Origin of the sequence: Sulfurisoma sediminicola (genome assembly GCF_003865015.1) — a bacterium.
In the GTDB taxonomy this organism is placed as follows: domain Bacteria; phylum Pseudomonadota; class Gammaproteobacteria; order Burkholderiales; family Rhodocyclaceae; genus Sulfurisoma; species Sulfurisoma sediminicola.
Map to the genome: position 1 here is coordinate 177,733 of NZ_BHVV01000001.1, position 19,682 is coordinate 197,414.

The 19,682-nt window shown below is 67.3% G+C and carries 20 protein-coding genes; 10 read left to right on the top strand and 10 right to left on the bottom strand.

Annotated elements, in window-relative coordinates:
- Positions 1-81: 81 nt before the first annotated feature.
- The 9 genes from EJE94_RS00840 to EJE94_RS00880 all read right to left on the bottom strand — a co-directional run bounded on the left by EJE94_RS00840 (position 82) and on the right by EJE94_RS00880 (position 7,426).
- Positions 82-1,164: an Sfum_1244 family protein gene (locus EJE94_RS00840; protein ID WP_121239607.1), complete on the bottom strand. Its 1,083-nt coding sequence runs from the start codon at positions 1,162-1,164 to the stop codon at positions 82-84.
- Positions 1,164-1,616, bottom strand: a complete 453-nt coding sequence (locus EJE94_RS00845) for a hypothetical protein (protein WP_121239608.1) — start codon at positions 1,614-1,616, stop codon at positions 1,164-1,166. The genes EJE94_RS00840 and EJE94_RS00845 overlap by 1 nt, the downstream gene beginning before the upstream one ends.
- 15 nt (positions 1,617-1,631) lie before the next feature.
- Positions 1,632-1,859, bottom strand: a complete 228-nt coding sequence (locus EJE94_RS00850; RefSeq protein WP_121239609.1) for a hypothetical protein — start codon at positions 1,857-1,859, stop codon at positions 1,632-1,634.
- Between the two features lie 25 nt (positions 1,860-1,884).
- The gene (locus EJE94_RS00855) at positions 1,885-2,253 is read right to left on the bottom strand and encodes a S24 family peptidase (protein WP_121239610.1); all 369 of its coding nucleotides are present in this window, start codon (positions 2,251-2,253) and stop codon (positions 1,885-1,887) included.
- Between the two features lies 1 nt (position 2,254).
- A complete protein-coding gene (locus EJE94_RS00860; RefSeq protein WP_121239611.1) occupies positions 2,255-2,503 on the bottom strand; it encodes a hypothetical protein in 249 nt (82 codons plus the stop codon).
- Positions 2,504-2,606: 103 nt separating this feature from the next.
- Entirely contained in the window at positions 2,607-3,629 is a 1,023-nt protein-coding gene (locus EJE94_RS00865; protein ID WP_121239612.1) for a sulfur reduction protein DsrS, read from the bottom strand.
- Positions 3,629-4,885: a vWA domain-containing protein gene (locus EJE94_RS00870; protein ID WP_243642484.1), complete on the bottom strand. Its 1,257-nt coding sequence runs from the start codon at positions 4,883-4,885 to the stop codon at positions 3,629-3,631. The genes EJE94_RS00865 and EJE94_RS00870 overlap by 1 nt, the downstream gene beginning before the upstream one ends.
- A gap of 22 nt (positions 4,886-4,907) precedes the next feature.
- Positions 4,908-5,960, bottom strand: a complete 1,053-nt coding sequence (locus EJE94_RS00875) for an AAA family ATPase (protein WP_121239614.1) — start codon at positions 5,958-5,960, stop codon at positions 4,908-4,910.
- Positions 5,960-7,426 (bottom strand): 2Fe-2S iron-sulfur cluster-binding protein, encoded by a 1,467-nt coding sequence (locus EJE94_RS00880; RefSeq protein WP_121239615.1) that lies wholly within the window; start codon positions 7,424-7,426, stop codon positions 5,960-5,962. The genes EJE94_RS00875 and EJE94_RS00880 overlap by 1 nt, the downstream gene beginning before the upstream one ends.
- 42 nt (positions 7,427-7,468) lie before the next feature.
- On the opposite strand from EJE94_RS00880, the gene EJE94_RS00885 reads away from it, so the two are divergent.
- Positions 7,469-8,143, top strand: a complete 675-nt coding sequence (locus EJE94_RS00885) for a hypothetical protein (RefSeq protein WP_124962377.1) — start codon at positions 7,469-7,471, stop codon at positions 8,141-8,143.
- Between the two features lie 10 nt (positions 8,144-8,153).
- On the opposite strand, the gene EJE94_RS00890 is transcribed toward EJE94_RS00885, so the two are convergent.
- Positions 8,154-9,371 carry an MFS transporter gene (locus tag EJE94_RS00890; protein WP_121239617.1) on the bottom strand — a complete coding sequence of 406 codons (1,218 nt, stop codon included), beginning with the start codon at positions 9,369-9,371 and terminating at the stop codon, positions 8,154-8,156.
- 23 nt (positions 9,372-9,394) lie between these two features.
- Here EJE94_RS00890 and EJE94_RS00895 point away from each other — a divergent pair, with 23 nt between their 5' ends.
- The 9 genes from EJE94_RS00895 to EJE94_RS00935 all read left to right on the top strand — a co-directional run bounded on the left by EJE94_RS00895 (position 9,395) and on the right by EJE94_RS00935 (position 19,668).
- Positions 9,395-10,321 carry a chromate resistance protein ChrB domain-containing protein gene (locus EJE94_RS00895; RefSeq protein WP_121239618.1) on the top strand — a complete coding sequence of 309 codons (927 nt, stop codon included), beginning with the start codon at positions 9,395-9,397 and terminating at the stop codon, positions 10,319-10,321.
- Positions 10,314-11,657 carry a chromate efflux transporter gene (chrA, locus tag EJE94_RS00900; protein ID WP_121239619.1) on the top strand — a complete coding sequence of 448 codons (1,344 nt, stop codon included), beginning with the start codon at positions 10,314-10,316 and terminating at the stop codon, positions 11,655-11,657. The genes EJE94_RS00895 and chrA overlap by 8 nt, the downstream gene beginning before the upstream one ends.
- 10 nt (positions 11,658-11,667) lie before the next feature.
- Entirely contained in the window at positions 11,668-11,982 is a 315-nt protein-coding gene (locus EJE94_RS00905; RefSeq protein WP_121239620.1) for a rhodanese-like domain-containing protein, read from the top strand.
- A gap of 85 nt (positions 11,983-12,067) precedes the next feature.
- Positions 12,068-12,523 (top strand): chromate resistance protein ChrB domain-containing protein, encoded by a 456-nt coding sequence (locus EJE94_RS00910; protein ID WP_121240513.1) that lies wholly within the window; start codon positions 12,068-12,070, stop codon positions 12,521-12,523.
- Positions 12,524-12,564: 41 nt separating this feature from the next.
- Complete coding sequence (locus EJE94_RS00915; RefSeq protein ID WP_121239621.1) at positions 12,565-14,331, top strand: ATP-binding protein; 1,767 nt, start codon at positions 12,565-12,567, stop codon at positions 14,329-14,331.
- Positions 14,332-14,339: 8 nt separating this feature from the next.
- Entirely contained in the window at positions 14,340-15,719 is a 1,380-nt protein-coding gene (locus EJE94_RS00920; protein WP_121240514.1) for a sigma-54-dependent transcriptional regulator, read from the top strand.
- 129 nt (positions 15,720-15,848) lie between these two features.
- Complete coding sequence (locus EJE94_RS00925; protein WP_121239622.1) at positions 15,849-17,165, top strand: ethylbenzene dehydrogenase-related protein; 1,317 nt, start codon at positions 15,849-15,851, stop codon at positions 17,163-17,165.
- Between the two features lie 117 nt (positions 17,166-17,282).
- On the top strand, positions 17,283-17,630 hold the full coding sequence (locus EJE94_RS00930; RefSeq protein ID WP_121239623.1) for a c-type cytochrome: 348 nt from the start codon (positions 17,283-17,285) through the stop codon (positions 17,628-17,630).
- A gap of 79 nt (positions 17,631-17,709) precedes the next feature.
- The gene (locus tag EJE94_RS00935; RefSeq protein ID WP_121239624.1) at positions 17,710-19,668 is read left to right on the top strand and encodes a cytochrome b/b6 domain-containing protein; all 1,959 of its coding nucleotides are present in this window, start codon (positions 17,710-17,712) and stop codon (positions 19,666-19,668) included.
- Positions 19,669-19,682: the final 14 nt, after the last annotated feature.

Below are 19,682 nucleotides of genomic sequence, written 5' to 3' on the forward strand. Positions count from 1 at the left end.
TCGCGTTCGGCGGTGTGCTGTCTTGGGTTCATCGCGGGGAGGCGGCGAAAATAAACGGGCGGCGCAGTGAATTATGCCGCGTCAGCGCACGATGGGGGCGAGATCGTGAGTGCGCCGCTCGAATTCGGCATCGACGCCGCTGCCCAGCTCGTTGAACCGCCCCAGCATCGCCGCCGCCACCTCGCCCCAATGCGCCGCGCCCTGCGCCACCGCGCGTTCCAGCGGCTGGCGCCCCCTGCCCTCGACCCATTCGGCGTAGGCCGCGACGAGCTGCGGAAACAGCTCGCGACGCATGCCGTCGAAATTGGAGAACCAGAAATGCAGCGAGGCGTCCGCATCGCGCTCGAGCAGCCGCGGCAGGGTGCTGAGGCAGTCGGCCCAGTTGTCGCGCACCGCGCGCAGCAGCAGTTCGGCGCGCCGCCGCTTCAGGCCGGACAGCATGACCTCCCATTCCGGGCCGAGGCGGCGGCCGGCCAGGAACTCGCCCTGTTCGTGCAGGATCAGGGTCTCGGTCTCGCCCTCGGTCATGCGTTCGAGCGCGGCCGGCGCCCCGGAGGAAGTCCCCTTGGCGGATGCATCGTCGAAATAGCCGTAGGCCTCGAGCGCCGATCGCATCGCGCCGCGCTGCTGTTTCAGGCCCCAGGCCTCGGCCTTTTCCCACAGCCACTGCCGCAGCGCCTCCTGCCGCACGACGATGGTGTCGCCCTGCAGCGCCGCGGGAATCGCCGTGAGGTCGCGCGCGTACTCGCAGCCGCAGACCAGCACGCGGGCACCGTGTTCGGTGACGTGGCGACGCAGCTGACCGAGGAAGAAGTGCGGCTTGTGGAAGCGGCCGATACCGGCGCCGTAGATCAGGCCCTCGGGCAGCAGCCGCGCGTTGATGGCGGCGACATCGAATGGCTCGGCGCTGCGCTCGTCGAGCGGGATGGCGGCGAAATCCGCATGCTCGAGTTGCTCCCACAGCGCCTCGCGCGCCGACAGCCACGGCCCGACCTCGCTGCGCGGCGGCGACTCGCCCAGCGGAATACCGTGCTCCCAGCGGAAGAACTCGCGCATTTCGAGCAGGTAATTGCACAAGGTCATGCCGCGCGCATGGCGGGCATCGGTAACGTGGCAGTTGCGCTGCACGGCGTCGATCAGGCGGTCGAGGCGGGCCAGCGCCATCAGTCGGGATCCCTCGGTGCGTTACGCTTTCGCCCCTGCCAGTGCGATACGCCCTGGACGATCCGCGAGAACGGCAGCGCCTCGAGCGCGCCGTATTCGGCCTGCGCCCGCCGCACCAGGCGGTGCACGTCGGGTGCCGGCGCCTCGGGATCGAGCACGTCCCTGAGGCCGCCGAGCCCACCGCACTGGATCTTCATGATCATGGCGTGCGGCAGGATGCGCACGGCCTCGGTCAGCTTGAGGGCGAAGGACGATTTCTCGCGCAACAGGCCGGAGAGCTCGCCGCAGGCGGCATGCGCCGGCGGATCGGTGCAGGCGACGGTCTCGCGCTCGGCCAGCAGGTGCCGCACCGACAATTCGCACACCACGCAGCGCGACAGCAGCGCCTTCTCGAAGACGCAGGGCAGCCGGTTGATCTCGCCGCGCGCCGACTTGTAGGCCGTTTCGTCCATCGCCGCGAGTCAGGGTTACCAGTCGTCGCCGGTCAGCGGCTCGGCCTCGCGCACCGACATCAGCGCCTCTTCGGCCTGGATCTCGTTCTCGCCGAACACCACCTTGATCTTCATCTTGGCGAGATCGACTTCCTTGCGCATGCGCTTGGCCTCGGCGGAGGCGTCCTTGAAGGCGTCGAACTCGGTGATCTTTTCGAGGATCTTCACCGGTCCGGTGGAAACGCGGTAGATGTAGTACGGCATGGTTCTCTCTTTTTATGGGATGGGGTTATTCGACGTAGCGCTTGGCTTCCTTGCGGCGGCCGGGCTTGCTCTTCTGGATGATGACGCCGCGGACAGCTTCGAGGCCGGAAATCTCGGCGTCGGGATAGGACGGATTGAGGGGGTGCAACAGCCACTTCTCGCCGTGCTTCACCAACTGGCGGAAGATGTGCTCGTCGTTGAGCCAGGCCAGGACGTAGGAGCCATCGGTGGCCAGGCCCTCGGGTTCGATGATGATGATGTCGCGCTCGACGAACTCCGGCTCCATGCTGTCGCCGAGCACCATCAGCGCGAAAGGCTCGGCGGCGGCACAGGCCGACATTTCCTCCGCGTCCTCCGCGGCGACGATGGGAATGATTTTCTTCTCTGCGACCATTTCAGTCCTCCAGCCAGCGAACCAGATAGTACAAATTGAAACCCTCCGAGGAGCGCGACGGCCCCATCACCTCGGCGGCATGCAGGTCGTGCGCCGGATCGGCGGCGGCCAGCGCCGCAGCGGCATCGGCCACCGGCGTCACGACGTTCTCGGCGAAGCGCTTGCGCGAACTGCGCTTGACGTTGACCACGGCGTAGCGGGCCTGCACCAGCTGCGGCGACTCGGCGTCGAGATACACGCCACCTTTCATGTCAGCCTCCTGTCGGGCCGCCCCAAGGGAGGCTGCGCCCCCCTGTGGGGGGCAGCGAACGAATGCGGGGCCCTCGCCGAGTTGGAGGGTGAGCGTGGGGGGCTCATGGTTGTCCCCTCAAGACACGAATGTGCTGCAGCAGCGGCTCGAACAGCGGTTGCAGATGCCGCCGCATCAACGGCCCGACCGCGGTTGTTCGCGTCAGGATCGGTTCGGCGTCGGCGTTGGAGAGGCGCGACAGCGCGCGCATGGCCGCGGCCTCGGATTCGTATCCGGTCATGGCCTCGGCATCGCGCACCGCAGCGAAGTAGGCGCCGAGGATGTCCAGCAACAGGTAGACGGCCTCGTGCGCCGGCGGCTTTTCCAGCGCCATCTCGGCCGCGAGCAGGAAGCTCTGGCCGCTGGGCGCATAGCAGCGCGCGAGCTGCAGCGCCCAGGCATCGCCGGCGGCGGCCTGCGCCGCGACTTCGCCGGGCAGGGAACGCTCCCCTTCCGCCGGCAGGTCGTCCGGGCGGTGTTCGAGAAAGCCGATGAAGTAGTGCGGACGGCGCTTGGCCTTGGCCCATAGCAGCTCGCCCTCGGCGGCATCGAGCAGGTCGGCGCCGATCACGGCGCGGATCGAGTTCATGGCCTGGATCGGATCTTCCTCGAACGGCAGGTGCTCGATCAGGAAATCGGCCAGCACCTTGCCCATGGCGCCCTCGCGCACCGCCGCATGCATCAGCATGTAGCGCGCCACCTCCATGGTCGGCAGCGCCCACCAGGCGCGGCGCGCGATCTCGTCGGTCAGGGTCGGCGCCAGCGCCACGGCGATCACCGCTTCGGGCTCGCCCAGCTTCAGCAGCGGTTCGAGGTTCTGCGGGCTGGCGCGACCCAGGCGCGACCAGCGGCGCAAATGCACCGGATAGCCGCCGGGGGAGCCGAGCGCATGGCCGCCGAGCAGCTCGCGCACCCGCGTCACGTAGAGGTCGGGACGGCAGTTGCGGTGCAGGCTGACCTTGGCCTCGCCCTTGGGCGTCAGGGCGTAGAGCGTCAGCGCGCCCTCGTCGATGCGGATGGCGTGCACCTCGCCGGCCAGAAGGACATTGAGGCGCAGCGAGTCCTCGGGGGAAAGTTCGGCTTTCATTAGTTGAGTTGGATGCGGCGGCCCCACGGTACGGGCGCCTTGCCCTTGATGAGCCACAAGACCGGGTAATTGGGGGCGACCTTGGGAAATTCACCCTCGGCGTCGGTGAAATACACCAGCGCGTCCGGATGACCGCCGCTCTTCTCGACCCAGTCGAACACCGGCGCGAAGGCCGTGCCGCCGCCGCCCTCGAACTTGCGCGGCAGGCGGAATTCCTCCCACGGCTCGCAGATCCACGGCGTGTCGGCGTGCAGGTCGGAGTCGCAGGCGAACAGGGTGATGCGCACCGGCAGCGTGCCCTTGATGGCATTGAGCTCGCCGACGAACTGGGCGAGGTCGGCGTCGGCGATCGAGCCCGAGGTGTCGAGCGCGATGAAGATTTCGCCGGAGTGGCTGCGCAGGCTGGGCCAGATCACGTCGCCCTCGCGCCGCGACGGCCGCAACCAGGTGTAGTCGTCGCGCGCGGCCTGCGACAGGTACTGCGCCAGCGCGGCGCGCCACGACACCTGCGGCGCCAGCGCCGTATCGGTCAGGCGCGCCAGGTTGCCGGAGAGCTTGCCGGCTTCGCGAGCGCGCTGGGCGGCGGCGGCGAGATGGCGCTGCCACTGGTTCTGCAGCTGCTCCTTTTCCTTGGCGGACAGCGGCGGCGGCGGACCGTCGGGGCCGTCGCCCGCCGTGCCGCCGGCGCCGGCCTTTTGCGGCGTGGCACCGCCGGCGTCCGGATCGATCTCCTGCGGATCGCTGCCGCCCTTGCCCTGCACATCGTCCTGCTCGCCCCCGCCGCCGCCCTGGCCGCCGTCGTCGCCGTCCCAGACGTGGTCGTCGAGCGTCTCGTTGTCGAGCTCGTCGTCGATGCAGGGATAGATTTCCTCGGCGGCCATGCCGCGATAGAGGTCGAGCACCTGGGAACCCAGCGGCGGCTTGAGGCCCTCGTCCATGAGCAGCGGGTTGATGGCGAAGTCGCAGGCCAGGTCCCACTTGCGCTGCACGCGGTGGCCGCGGCGGGCGAAGTGGCCGAGCGCGCAATGCAGTGCCTCGTGCGCCAGCGCGAACTGCACCTCGGCCGTGGTCAGGCTATCGATCCACTGCGGGTTGTAGTACAGCTTGCGCGCGTCGGTGCCGGTGGTGCGGCACCAGGCGCCGGCCTCGACCAGCGGCAACCGCAGCACCAACGCCCCCAGAAAAGGCTTGTCAAGGATGAGCTTGGTGCGCGCCGCGGCAAGCTTGTCCGCAGCCGGGCTGGACGGCGCCGCCACCTCGGGCGGCACAGCCGCCGCCTCACTCGTAGAGCATAACGTCGGCGACGGCATTGGCCCACCCGGCGAATTGCGGAACGGCGAAGAGGTTCGCGCCGATGCCGCGGTGCATGTCGGAGACCAGCATCACGCCCATTTCCTTGAGCGGCAGGCGCTGCGCGTAGTCGAGGATGTTGCCCCAGACCTGCTGCGCCTCGGGCTTGCCCTTGGCGCGCAGGGCGCGGCCGGCCAGCGCGGCGGCCACGGCGTACTGCAGGTCGATCTCGGCCGGCACCGCGGCCTCGCGACCTTCGGTGATGGCATCCAGGTCGGGCAGGCGGTCGAGGCTGTCGATGTAGGCGGCGCACTCGACGCCGGCGGCGTGGCCGACGCAGGCGGCCAGCGCGCCGACCAGCATCTCGGGATGATCGCCGAACTTCTGCAGCGCGCGGTGGGCGAATTCCCACGAGCGCGGGCTGGGAAAGGCCATCTCGCCGGCCAGCGTCTTCGCCGGATCGAAGTCGAAGATCAGCTCGGGCTTGAAGCGCAGGAAGCCGATCAGCCGCTCGTCGATGCCGTTGGCGTAGGCCCAGAAGGCCCAGTCGTCGAGGTTCACGTCGACCTCGAAGTGCGAGAAGCGGTTGGCCAGCGGCGCCGGCATGGCGTAGGTGACGCCGCGGTCGCCCTGGCGGTTGCCGGCGGCGAAGATGGCCCAGCCGTCGGGGATGCGATAGTCGCCGAGGCGGCGGTCGAGGATCAGCTGGTAGGCGGCGGCGGAGACGGCCGGCGGCGCCGAGGTGATCTCGTCGAGGAAGAGCACGCCGCGCTGGCCGTGGCGCGCCGCATCGGGAAGCAGCGCCGGCACCGCCCACTGCACCAGGTCGCCGACGCGGAAGGGAATGCCGCGCAGGTCGGACGGCTCCATCTGCGACAGGCGGATGTCGATGACCGGCACCGCGTGGCGGGCGGCGATCTGGGCGACGATCTGCGACTTGCCGACGCCGGGGGGGCCCCACAGCATGACGGGGGTGTGGTGGCCTTCGGCGGTGCTGAGGAATTCGCGTTCGAGAACGAAAGAGAGCTGGGCGGGACGCATCAGTAGATTACGGAATGAATCTGCGCTTCCGGTACGCCGGCGGCACGCAGGCCGTCCACGACGGCGGGGGTGAAGGAAGGCCCGCCTGCGACATAGACATCGCAGGCGGCGGGATCTTCGGGCTGCTGCCGCACGGCTTGCAGCGCCGCCGTGGCCGCGGCTGCGGCGTCGGCCGCCGTCAGCGGCACGTAGCGGAAGTCATCGAGGGCGTCGGCCCAGGCGCGGCACTGATTGGCGAGGTAGTGGCCGCCCGGGCGCGTCGCCGCCCACACCATGGTCATGGTGCCGATCTCGTCGGCGGCCAGCGCGTTGTCGATCAGGCTCGGCATCGGCGCGAAACCGGTGTCGCAGGCGATGAACAGCAGCGGCCGCCGCGAATCCTGGTCGAGAATGAAGTCACCCCAAGGGCCGAAGATGCTCACCGCGTCCTGCGCCTTCAGCGCGCCGGCGAACAGGCGGCGGGCGAATTCGTCGCCGTCGTCCCGGCGGATGTGAAAAAGCAGATTGCGGTCGTCGCAAGGGCAGGATGCGATCGCGTAGTCGCCACGGAAGGTCGCGGTGCTGCCGGTGACCGAGAGCGTCAGGCTCTGCCCGGCGAGGAAGCGCAGGCGGTTGCTGCGCGGCGTCTGCAGGTGGAGCATCATCACCTCGCCGTCGAGCGGCGTCGCGCTCTTGACCCTGGCGACGATCTCCTGTTGCGGGATGTCGGCCGCGCTGTGCGCCTCCAGCATCTCGACGACGAGGTCGGACACTGCCGTATGCGAGCACAGCAGCGCATAACCCTGCGCCCGCTCGTTGGCGGAAAGCAGGTAGTCGCTCTGCTGCACCTGGTGCAGCTTGCCGGAAACGACGCGCGCCTTGCACAGCCCGCAGTTGCCGTTGCCGCAGCCGTAGGACGGGGCGAGGCCGGCGCGCAGCGCTGCCTTGAGCACGCTCTCGTTGCCCTCGACGAAGAACTCGCGGCCCGAGGGCTTGACGGTGACATGGGCGGACACCACGCGCAGCACCTCGTCCATCACCGCCACCGCGTCGGCCGGCTCTTCGCTGCCGAGCACGCTGGCGAGCCCCTGGTCGAGAAAACTGGCGAGGTCGGCGAGGGCATCCTGCGGCGAGTCGTTGGCGGCGAGCGCCATCCGCTCGCGCAAGGCTTCGATGAGGTCATGGTAGTGGGCAAGGTGGCGGCGGACATCTTCGAGCTCCTCGCTCTGCGCGGCGAGGCGCTCGGCGAGGATCTCCTGGTTGGGGAGGATGCGCTCGCGCACGCGGCGGCCGAAGGCCTCCTCGCGAATCTTGGTGATTCGCTCGAAGGCGCCGGACTCCTCGAGGCGGATGTCGGGGAACAGCCGCGTCAGGTCCTCGCTCGAAACCATGCCGTCGAAGGACGACAACTCACCGGCACTGATCATTTTTTGCAGCGATGCGCGGGTCACGCCGATCAGGTGCGCGGCGCGCGAAACCGTCAGCATTTGGGCCACGATGTCTCCTAGGGGTGATCGCGAGGGCATATTATGGTCCCCACGATCGCTCGGGATTTCAATTTCTGGCGAATCGATAATCGTTTTCTAATATACACGACTTTCTCTCCCGCTTATGCCCATGCGCGCCCGCCGCAATCCCGCACCGGCACTGACGGCGCCGATCCTGTCGCCATGACGGCACGACTCCGTCGGCACGCCCTCCTCGTCGCCGCGATCGTCGCGGCGTTCGCCATCCCGCCGGCGACGGCGCATGCGGCCGACGGCAGCACCGGACTTGGCACCCTGCTGATACAGCCTGCAGGCGATGGCACGTTCAGGACATGGGAAGCAGCGGGCGACAGCGAACTCAGCGAAAACGAGCTGCTGATCCTTGAAGGAACCGCGACGCCGGCGGGAGGCCCGCCACTGCGCACGCGCTTCGGCCCCGCACGCGCGTTCGAAACCCAGGGTGGCATCGTCGTCGAACTTCCGCAGGCGTCGCGCGACAAGGTGCTGCTCCTCGATCACGATGCCTGCAGTGCCATCAAGGCATGGCATGGCGCCGGCGCGACCGGGCTGACCGACGATCAGCTTGCCGACATCTACCTCAGTGCCACCCCTGACGGCGGCCGGAACCTCATGGTCGGCGAGCGCATGGCCAAGGCCTTCGCCACCAAGCTTGGCGTCAAGGCCATATTCTGGACACCGCTGAAGAAGCGCAACTGAGGCTGCGCCTTCAGCGTTCCTCCGGCGGCTTGAGCTTCCGAAACGACGCCCACAGCGCCAGGTCGTAGCCGATCTTCATCACCGCGCCGACGGCCAGCGGCGCGCCCAGCGCCACCGCCTGCATCAGCCAGCCGGCGAAGGCCGGCGCCACGGCCCAGCCGCCGAGCCGCACCAGGTGCGTCACGCCCGAGGCGAAGGTGCGCTCTTCCGGTTTCACCATCGCCATCACGTAGGACTGGCGTGTCGGCACGTCCATTTCCACCAGCCCCTCGCGCAGCAGGAAGAGGATCGCCGCGATGGGAAAAGTCGGCGCCAGCGGCACGGTGAGCAGCAGCAGGCTCGACGGGATGTGGGTGAACACCATGGTGTTGACCAGTCCGATGCGGGCCGCCAGCCACGCCGCACCGAGGTGCGAGACCGCGTTCATCAGCCGCGCGCCGAAGAACAGCAGGCCGATCACCGTGGCCGAGACGCCGAAGCGCTCGAAGAAGAACCACGACACCAGCGCCGCGCCGATGAAGCCGCCGGCGATGCTGTCGATGGCGAACAGCGCCGAGATCTTCGCCAGCACGCGGCGGCTCTCCGCCGTCACCACCAGCCGCTGCGTTCGCGCCGGCGCCTCGGCCGCCGCCGACAACCCGGCATAGAGCGGCAGCCCCGCGGCGAGCAGCGCCGCATAGACGAGGAAGGCCGCGCGATAGGCCGCCAGCTCGTCCATGCCGGTGGCCAGCGCCAGCAGCTCGGGCAACGCGCCGGCCAGCGCGCCCAGTGCGTGGCCGATGTCCATCAGCAGGTTGTAGCGGGCGTAGGCCTGCGTCCGACCTGCGTCGTCGGTGGTCGCCGGCAGGATGGCCTGCTCCAGAACCAGCGCGGCGCCGCGGTCGCGGCCCATGCCGTTGACCATGCCCAGCAGCGCCGCCGCGACGATCACCCCGCCGCCGGCACCCAGTGCCAGCAGCACCCCGCCGCCGGCCGAGAGCGCCGACAGCCACAGGAGGGAACGCTTGCGGCCGAGCCGGTCGCCCCACCAGGTGGCCACCGCCACCGACAGCGTCGCACCGGCCAAACCGGTACTGAGCACCACGCCCAGCCAGCTCGCCGACAGGCCCAGCCGGGCGACATAGAGCCCCAGCAGCACGCCGGCCATGCCGGTGGCCAGCGCGCGCAGGAAAGCCGCGGCGTAGAGGCGGCGACGGTCATGGCTTGCAAAGACTGTTGTAGAGCTCATAACAGTTATGTAGAATACGCTACATGCTGCAACTTGTCGAATGGCTCACCCTCGTCACCACCCTGCCCACGGCCAACACCGCCGCGCGCATGCGGCTGTGGCGCGCCGTCAAGGCGCTGGGCGCCGCCACGCTGCGCGACGGAGTCTATCTGCTGCCGGCGCGGGAAACGCCGGGCGAAGCGCTGCGCGCGCTGGCCGAGGATGTCCGCGCGGCCGGCGGCAGCGCCGAAGTGCTGCACATCGCGGCCGACGCGGCGCAGGACGAAGCCTTCCGCCAGTTGTTCGGGCGCGGTACGGAGTACGCAGCGCTGATCGCGGCGACGCACGAGGCGGCGGACGAAAAGACGCTGCGGCGGCTGATGCGCGAGCTCTCCCAGCTTGCCGCCATCGACTATTTCCCCGGCCCGGCGCAGGAGCAGGCGCGGCAGGCGCTGGCCGAACTCGCGACGCGCCTCGCCCCGGGCGAGCCGCGCACCGCGCCGGGAGAAATCAGCCGTCTCGCCAGCGCCGACTTTTCGGGACGAACCTGGGCAACGCGCAAAAAGCTCTGGGTCGATCGCATGGCCTCGGCCTGGCTGATCCGCCGCTTCATCGACCGCAAGGCGAAGTTCATCTGGCTGGCAACGCCCGCCGACTGCCCGGCCGACGCGCTGGGCTTCGACTTCGACGGCGCGACGTTCACCCACGTCGCCGGGAAACCCGAGCGCGTCACCTTCGAGGTGCTGATGGCGAGCTTCGGTCTCGACACGGACCCGGCGCTGGCAAGGATCGCCCCCATCGTCCATTGCCTCGACGTCGGCGGCGTACCGGTGGCCGAAGCGGCCGGCATCGAAGCCGTGCTGGCCGGCCTGCGCGCCGATGCCAGCGACGACGACAAGCTGCTCAAGGAAGCAGGCCGCGTCTTCGACGGCCTCTACAACAACTACCGACAGGAGAACCCCAATGACTGACGCCGCCATCCCCACCACAGCGCCGCCCACGCCCACGCTGGGCGAGGCCTTCAAGTACTGGCTCAAGCTCGGCTTCATCAGCTTCGGCGGCCCGGCCGGGCAGATCGCGATGATGCACCAGGAACTGGTCGAGCGCAGGCGCTGGATCTCCGAGCACAGGTATCTCCACGCGCTCAACTACTGCATGCTGCTGCCCGGGCCCGAGGCCATCCAGCTCGCCATCTACATCAGCTGGCTGATGCATGGCGTCAGGGGCGCGATCACGGCTGGCGTGCTGTTCTTCCTGCCGGCCTTCGTGCTGCTGTCGCTGCTGGCCGGCATCTACCTGAACTTCGGCGAGGTGCCGGCGGTGAAGGGCATCTTCTACGGCATCAAGCCGGCAGTGGTCGCCGTGGTGCTGTTCGCGGCCTGGCGCATCGGCTCGCGCGCGATCAAGAACGAGACCCTGTTCGCCATCGCCGTCCTGGCCTTCGTCGGCATCCTCTTCTTCGACATCGACTTCCCGTGGATCGTGCTGGCGGCCGCCATCCTCGGCGCCATCGGCGGCAAGCTGATGCCTTCCAAGTTCAAGGCCGGCGGCGGCCACGGCGCGTCGAACAAAGCCTACGGCCCGGCGATCATCGACGACGACACCCCGCCGCCCGCGCATGCGAAATTCTCCTGGGGCAAGCTCGTCGCCACCACGGCCATCTTCGTCGTCATCGGCGCGGCGTCGCTGCTGGCGCTGCGGGGCAGCGCCGATCTTTACAACATGGGCGAATTCTTCACCAAGGCCGCTTTCCTCACCATCGGCGGTGCCTATGCCGTGCTGCCCTACGTCTATCAGGGCGCGGTCGAGCACTTCGGCTGGCTCACCGGCCCGCAGATGATGGACGGCCTGGCGCTGGGCGAGACCACGCCGGGGCCGCTGATCATGGTGGTGACCTGGGTCGGCTATCTCGGCGGCTTCACCAAGTCGGTGCTCGGCAACCCCGTCGCCGCGGGACTGGCCGGCGCGACGGTGGCGACCTTCTTCACCTTCCTGCCCAGTTTCTTCTTCATCATCGCGGGCGGACCCATGATCGAATCCACGCGCGGCGAACTCAAATTCACCGCACCGCTGACCGCCATCACGGCCGCCGTGGTCGGCGTGATCCTCAATCTCGCCGTGTTCTTCGCCTGGCACACCTTCTGGCCCAAGGCCACCCAGGCCGCGCCGTTCTCGGGCCCCTTCGACGCCATCCCGGTCGTCATCGCCATCGCCTGCTTCGTCGCCTTGTGGAAGTACAAGGCCGACATCATGAAGGTCATCGGCGCTTGCGCGCTGTTCGGCCTCGCCTATTCCTTCATCGCCTGAGGACAAGATCATGGAACGCACCATCAAGCCCGAAGCACTGAAAGCCACGCTGGCCGACAAGCACCTGATCGACGTGCGGCGCAAGGCCGATCTCGACTCATCAAGCGAAGCCCTGCCCGGCGCGACCTGGCACGACCCCGAGAAACTCGCCGAATGGGCCGCCCATCTGCCGCGCGACAGGCACATCGTCCTCTACTGCGTGCGCGGCGGTTCGGTCTCCAACGGCGTCGTCGATGCGCTGCATGCCGAAGGCCTCGACGCCTGCTTCATCGAGGGCGGCATCGAGGGCTGGAAGGCGGCCGGCGGCGAGGTGAAGAAGAAATGAGAGCCCCCCACGCTCGCAAAAGCGGCTCGCTGCCCCCCACAGGGGGGCGCATGCCTCCTTGGGGCGACCCGGCGGAGGCATGGTCATGAAGTGGATCACGCGCGAGCGACCGAAGATCGACCGCATCGCCTGCCCGTGGCTGGTGGCGCGCTTCGTCGATGAAAGCCCGGAATTCCTCTACGTGCCGGGCGGCGACGTCATGCGCGTGGCGCAGGAGACCGGCGCGATTCCTTACGACGTGCCGGGCGTCGAACTCGGCCACCACGGCGACCACTGCAGCTTCGACGCCTTCATCGCCAAGTACGCATTGCGCGACGCGGCGCTCGACAAGCTCGCCCTGATCGTGCGCGCTGCAGACTGCGGCGCACCGCAGCTGGCCAAGGAAGCAGCAGGACTGCTGGCGATCTCGAAGGGCCTGTCGCTCAACTTCGAAGACGACCACGAGATGCTCAAGCACGGCATGGTCATCTACGACGCGCTCTATGCCTGGTGTGCCGACACGCCGCTGAAAAAGCTCGGGCGGCTGCTCGGATTGCGCTAGCCGGTTGCCACCCCGGGGCGAGGAGTGCACACTTCGGCCCGATGAACTCCGTCTCCCCCGCCATGCAGCCGCGTCGCGTCAGGGCCGCCTTCATGGGCTCCTTCGCCGTGGCCCTGGTGGTCATCATGAGCGTCTTCGCGACGGCCATCTACCTGGTCGAGGCCAGCGTGCGCGACCGCGACCTGGCCGAGCGCTCGGCGGCGGTGGCCAAGCTGTTCGAAGTCAAATTGGAGAAAGACGCCAACCTGATGCGCGCCGTGGTGCGCACCATGATGAGCAACGCGGCGATCGAGCATGCGTTCCGCAACGGCGACCGCGGCGAACTGGAACGCAACGCCCGCGACCTGTTCGAAGCCCTGCGCTCGGACCACCGCATCACCCACCTGTATTTCACCGGGCCCGACCGCGTCAACCTCTATCGCCTTCACACTCCGACCGAGCACGACGACCGCATCGATCGTGCCACCATGGTGCAGGCGAGCAGCCGCAAGCAGCCGGTGCATGGCCTCGAACTCGGCCCGCTCGGCACCCTGACGCTGCGCCTCGTCATGCCCTGGCGACAGGGCGAGAGCGACCTCGGCTACGTCGAGGTCGGCGAGGAGATCAAGCACGTGATCGACGAGGTGCGCGACAACCTCGCTGTGGATCTGCTGGTGCTGGTCGACAAGCGCTTCGTGGCGCAGGAACAGTGGCAGCGCGGCCAGACGCTGATGCAGCGGCAGGGCCAGGGCGACTGGGAGCGCTTTTCCGGCCATGTCGTACAGGCGCAGACCATGACCCGGCTGCCGGCAGCGCTGGACGAGCGTGTGCTTGCCCGCCTGCTGGGCGGAGACAGCGCCAAGATCGAGGACGGCGGGCGCTCGCTGCACATGGCCGCGGTGCCGCTGGCCGACGCCGGCGGCCAGCAGATCGGCAAGCTGGTCATCCTCCGCGACATTACCTTGCTCGAGTCGACCTTCAACGGCTACATGGCCGCCGTGGTCCTGCTGAGCCTCGCCGTGGCCGCCGGCGTGTTCGGCGTCTTCTACGTCGCGCTGCAACGCGTGGAAAAGGACTACCGCCGCCAGCACGAACTCGAGCACCGGCTGCTGCGCGTCGACACCGAGCACCAGCGCATACTGCAGATGGAGAAGCTGTCGGCGCTCGGCACCATGGTCGGCAGCATCGCCCACCAGCTCAACAACCCGCTGGTCGGCGTGGTCAACATGGCGCAGCTGGCCGAGCGCGAAATCGGAGAAGCCGGTGACGGCCCGGCGCGAACCCGCGAACTCCTTGCCGAAATCCGCCGCGCCGGCGAGGACTGTCGCGGCTTCGTGCGACGCATGCTGGAGTTTTCCAAGGTATCGTGCTTCGAGAGCAAGCCGACGCCGATGGCGGCGCTAATCGAGGACACGGTGCTGATGTTCCGCCAGGCCGAGCCGCGACACCTGCCGGTCGATGTGCAGCTGCCGGCCGAGCCGCCGGTGCTGAACGTCGATCCCATCCTGATCCGCCACGCCCTGTTCAACCTGCTGCTCAATGCCGCCCAGGCGACCGAAGGCAACGCCGGCATCGATATCCGCCTCGAGCCACAGCCCGATCCCGTCAGCGGGTCGCCCGGCTGGTCGCTGGCGGTCGCGGATCGCGGACGCGGCATCGCGCCCGAGGTGATGGAGAAGATCTTCGTGCCCTTCTTCACCACCCGCGCCGATGGCACCGGCCTCGGCCTGCCCGTTGTGCTCCACGTCGTTTTGCTGCACGACGGCCACGTCACGGCAAGCAACCGCCCCGACGGTGGCACGCAATTTGCGATCTGGTTGCCACAATGACTTCCGCCATGCCCCCCTCGACCAAGTCCAAGGTCCTGATCGTCGACGACGACCACTACACGCGCACGCTGCTCGACCGACTGATCGGCAAGTCGGCCGACGTGCGCCTCGCCGCCGACGGCGCCGAAGCGCGCAAGCTTTTCACGGCGGAGGACTTCAACCTGGTGCTGATGGACCAGCGCTTGCCCGCGGACAACGGCATCGAGCTGCTGCGCGAGTTCCGCGCGCGGCGGCCGCGGCTGGTCAGCATCCTGATGACCGGCTACGCCGACGTGCGCGAGGCCGTCGCCGCGGTGCGCGAAGGCGTGTTCGACTATCTCAACAAGCCCTTCGAAGACCTCGAGACGCTCGAGGCGGTGATCGGCAAGGCGCTCGAGCTCGACCGCGCCTATCGCGAGATCGACGACCTGCGCGCGCGCCTCGGCGACGGCACGCCGGCGGTCATCGGTCGTTCGCCGGCCATGGAACAGATGCTCGGCCAGGTACGCCAGGTGGCCGGCCTCGACACCACCGTGCTGCTGGAGGGCGAGAGCGGCACCGGCAAGGACGTCGTGGCGAAACTGATCCACGCCTGGAGCCCGCGCGCGGCGAAACCCTTCATGGAGGTCAATTGCGGCGCGCTGCCGGAATCGCTGCTGGAAAGCCTGCTGTTCGGCTACGAGAAGGGCGCCTTCACCGGCGCCAGCGTGGCCAGCGCCGGCTATTTCGAGAAGGCCAACGGCGGCAACCTGTTCCTCGACGAAATCGCGGACATGAGCCCCAAGCTGCAGAGCAACCTCTTGCGCGTGCTGCAGGACCACCAGTGCATGCGCATCGGCAGCACCCAGCCGCGCCAGGCCGACTTCCGCCTGATCTGCGCCACCAACCGCGCGCTGGCGGGCGAGGTCAAGGCCGGCCGCTTCCGCGAAGACCTGTTCTACCGCATCAACGTCGTTGCGGTGCGGCTGCCGCCGCTGCGCGAGCGCGCGGGCGACGTCATCCTCCTCGCCACGCATTTTCTCGAGCATTTCAACGCCAAGTTCGGCAAGTCCTGCGGGCCGCTGACGCCCGCAGCGGTGCGCATGCTCGAAGCCGCGCAATGGCCGGGCAACGTGCGCGAGTTGCAACATTGCATCGAGCGCGCGGTGGCACTGCATCCCGGCGGTCCCATCGACACGATGCATCTGTGCCCAGGCGACGTCCCGCCGGCAGTCGGCGCAGCCCAGTCAGAAACCACGTCCGGGCCGGCCGCGTACGAGGAAGCGCGCGCCCTCTTCGAGCGCGACTACCTGAAGTGCATCCTCGATGCGGCCGGCGGCAATGTCTCCGAGGCGGCCCGCCTCAGCGGCATCCCGCGGCAGAACCTCTACGTGCGCATGAAACGCTGGGGCGTTGTCACTGATCAGTGACACCTGTCGCGAATAAGCGACGGTTCGACTCGGGCGTTCGCGCCCTTTCTCTTCGAAATGCAGGGTTCCCGCTTTGGCACGGGAATTGCGGACTGCCTCACAGGCAATGACCCTAAACGAGGTGAAAAAATGACCAAGCGCACAATGATTCTCGCCATGTCCATGCTGGCATTCGGTTCCGCCATGGCTGCCGATCCGGCAACCATCAATTGGGCCAAGATTCCGGCCAAAAAGATCCAGCTGTTCTATCCCGGCCAGTCTTCCTACGAATGGCTGCGAAGCGATGCCCACAAGGGTGCCGCCAAGGAAACCGCGCGGGGCGACTCCTGCACCTCGTGCCACGATGCGTCGGACGAGGAAGTGTTGCAGGGCCGCAAGATCCTCAAGGGCGGCCATCCGCTCGAGCCGACAGCCATCGCCGGCAAGAAGAACGGCAATGTCGATCTCCATGTGCAGGCCGCCTACGACAAGAAGAATGCTTACCTGCGCTTCCAGTGGAAGACGCAGAACCCCTATGCCGGCACCGAGCACCAGTACCTGCGCTTCGACGGCAAGGAATGGAAGGTCTGGGGCTATCCCAAGCTCGACAAGGTAGTGCAGGAAGGCAAGCAGCCTGGCATCTACGAAGACCGCATGTCGATCATGATCGACGACGGCAAGGTGGCGGGCTTCGCCAAGCAGGGCTGCTGGCTGACCTGCCATGACGGCCAGCGCGACATGCCGAAGCAATTCACCAAGGAAGAAGTCGCCGCGAACCCGCTGCTGACCGCGATCAAGAAGGGCGACGTGCGCAAGTACCTGCCCGACAGCCGCACCGATCCGTCGGACTGGAAGACCGGCAAGTCCGTCGAGGAAATCGCCAAGCTCAAGGCCGAAGGCAAATTCGTCGACCTGATCCAGTGGCGCGCGCATCGCAGTTATCCGGTAGGCATGGCGGACGACGGCTATGTGCTGGAATTCCGCCTGGCCGATGCCGGCAAGGACATGTTCGGCGGTAATGCCGATAGCAAGACCCATCAGCCCAAGTTCATGTGGGACGAGAAGAAAGTCGGGTTCAAGTCCATCCGCGCCGACAGCCAGGCGCGCAAGGGCGACCTCTTCCTGGTCCGCGAGCAGAACGCCGTGCCGTTCGATCCCAACGCCGACTGGAAAGAGGGCGACATGATCCCCGACTACATCGTCAGCCGCGAGGATGCGAAAGGCTCTGCCGCCGACAACAACGCGATCGCCAACTGGAATGCCGGCATGTGGACGGTGGTGATCGTGCGTCCCCTCGGCCTGACCAATGCCGACGACAAGATGCTGAAAGAGGGCGGCGTCTATAACGTCGGCTTCGCCACTCACGACGACAACATCACGACGCGCGGCCACTTCGTGTCCTACGTCAAGACGCTGGGTATCGGCGCCAGGACCAAGGCCGACATCAAGGCCGTCAAACTACCCTGATCCTCCGACTCGCTTGGCCACGCCTCCGGCGCATACAGCGCCGGAGGCGTCGGGCAAGCCAGCGACAGGTTTCGATCAATTCCATTCCCGCCTTAACCGAAAACCCGGAGAGTTCTCATGATTCGACGTCTCTACAGCCCCGGCCTGGTCATCATCCTCGCCGCCGCCGTATCCATGCCGCTGACCGCTACTGCCCAGGTGGACGCCGCAGCCGCCGAGAAAATTTTCAAGGAAAACGATTGCCACAAGTGCCACCACGAGACGAAGGCCAAGAAGGGGCCTTCGCTCAAGAAGATCTCCGCCAAGTACAAGGAGAAGAAGCTGGACGAGAAGGAGGCCATCAAGCACATGACCTCCGGCAAGAAGGTCAAGCTCGATGACGGCACCGAGGAAGACCACAAGATCATCGACACCAAGGATGTGAACGTGCAGACCAGCGTCGCCAAGTGGATGCTTTCCCACTGACTTGTCTGCCGACCGAGGGGGGCGCTCCCGCGCCTCCCCGATCGTCCTGAAATCCCGATCGTTCAATGAAAGGCCGGTCGTGCTGAACAAACTGCTTGTTTGCCTCGCCTTCCTGCTGGCGCATGCCGCCACCGTGGCGGCCGCACCCGCCGCCAAGCTCGACAACGCCGCCTGCCTCACCTGCCACGACGGCCAGAAGGGCAAGCTCGAAGTGGCGGACGCCGACGGCGAGAAGCGCAAGCTGCGCGACGTCCACACCGACAAATACGGCAAGAGCGTCCACGCCAGGATGGAATGCGTCGCCTGCCACACCGACATCACCGACAACGTCAGCCCGCACCAAAAGACCGGTGCAAAGACAGCCGACTGCGCAACATGCCATCAGGCCCTGTGGGACAAGGCCAAGCAGGCCGGCAGCACGGCGAATCAGCCGCGCATGGAAGTCGTGGCCAGGAACATCGCTGCCTACAAGCAGTCCTTCCACGCCCGCCCGGACAAGGACAAGCCCAGCCAGCCCAAGGCCACCTGCACCCAGTGCCACGACACCCACGCTTTTGCCGTGCCGGCCGACAAGCAGAGCCCTCAATACGCCGCCTGGCGCAAGGACATTCCCAAGCTGTGCGGCGAGTCATGCCATGACGACCAGCTCGAAGCCTTCGCCTCGTCGGTGCATGGCAAGGAAGTCATCGACAAGGCCAACGCCAAGGCGCCCGTCTGCACCAGTTGCCATACCAATCACGAGATCACCAATACCTCGCTGGTCACGTTCAAGCTGCTCAACAACGAGGAATGCGGCAACTGCCACAAGGACAACCTCAAGTCCTACCGCGATACCTATCACGGCCAGGTCACCAGGCTCGGCTATGCCGAGACGGCCAAGTGCTTCGACTGCCACGGCAGCCACAAGGTGCTGGGACCGAAGGACCCGAAGTCCAAGGTGCACCCGGACAACCGCCTGAAGACCTGCCGGCAATGCCACGACGGCAAGAAGAAGCCGCTGGCCACCGCGGGCTTCGCTTCCTTCGGCCCCCACGCCAACAGCCACGATTTCGCCAGGTATCCGCAGATGTGGATCGCCACGAAATCCATGATCGCCCTGCTGATCGGCGTCTTCGCCTTCTTCTGGCTGCATTCCGGCCTCTGGTACTACCGCGAATGGCAGGATCGCAAGCAAGGCAAGTCCGTGCCGCACGTCCGCACCGACAGCCTGCCGCCGGCCGAACGCAAGTTCTTCCAGCGCTTCCCCGCCGGCTGGCGCATCGCCCACCTGGTATTCGCCCTGGTCACGATGACGCTGGTGCTGACCGGCACCGCCGCGCTGTTCTCGCATACGAGCTGGGCGCCGGTCGCGGCCAAGGCACTCGGCGGCGCCAGCGGCCTCGCCCTGATCCACCGCGTGGCCGCGGCCATCTTCGTTGCCGTCTTCGCCATCCACTTCGTCTACGTGATGCAGAAGCTGCTGCGCGACAGGACCTTCCGCTGGTTCGGCCCCGATTCGCTGGTGCCCAACTGGAAGGACCTCGCCGACATCGTGGGCATGTTCAAGTGGTTCTTCGGCAAGGGGCCGAAACCGCGTTTCGACCGCTGGACCTATTTCGAGAAGTTCGACTACTGGGCGGTGTTCTGGGGTGTCACCATCATCGGCGGCAGCGGCCTGATGCTGGCCATCCCCCACATCACCGCGCAATACCTGCCGGGCTGGGTGTTCAATGTCGCCACGGTCGTCCATGGCGAGGAAGCCTTCCTGGCGGCGGTGTTCCTGTTCACGGTGCATTTCTTCAACAACCACTTCCGCCCCGAGAAGCTGCCGCCGCCGGACATCGTGATGTTCACCGGCACGCAGTCGCTCGACGAGTTCCGCCGCGAGCATCCGGCCCAGTATCAGCGGCTGGTGGATGCGGGCGAGCTGGACAGCTACCTGGTCGATGCGCCGTCGGCACCGCTGACGCTGGGCTCGAAGATCCTCGGCCTGGTCCTGATCGCATTCGGCCTGACGCTGCTGGTGCTGGTGGCGATCGGCTTCTTCGGCGGAGGCTGACGACGGCTCCTCCA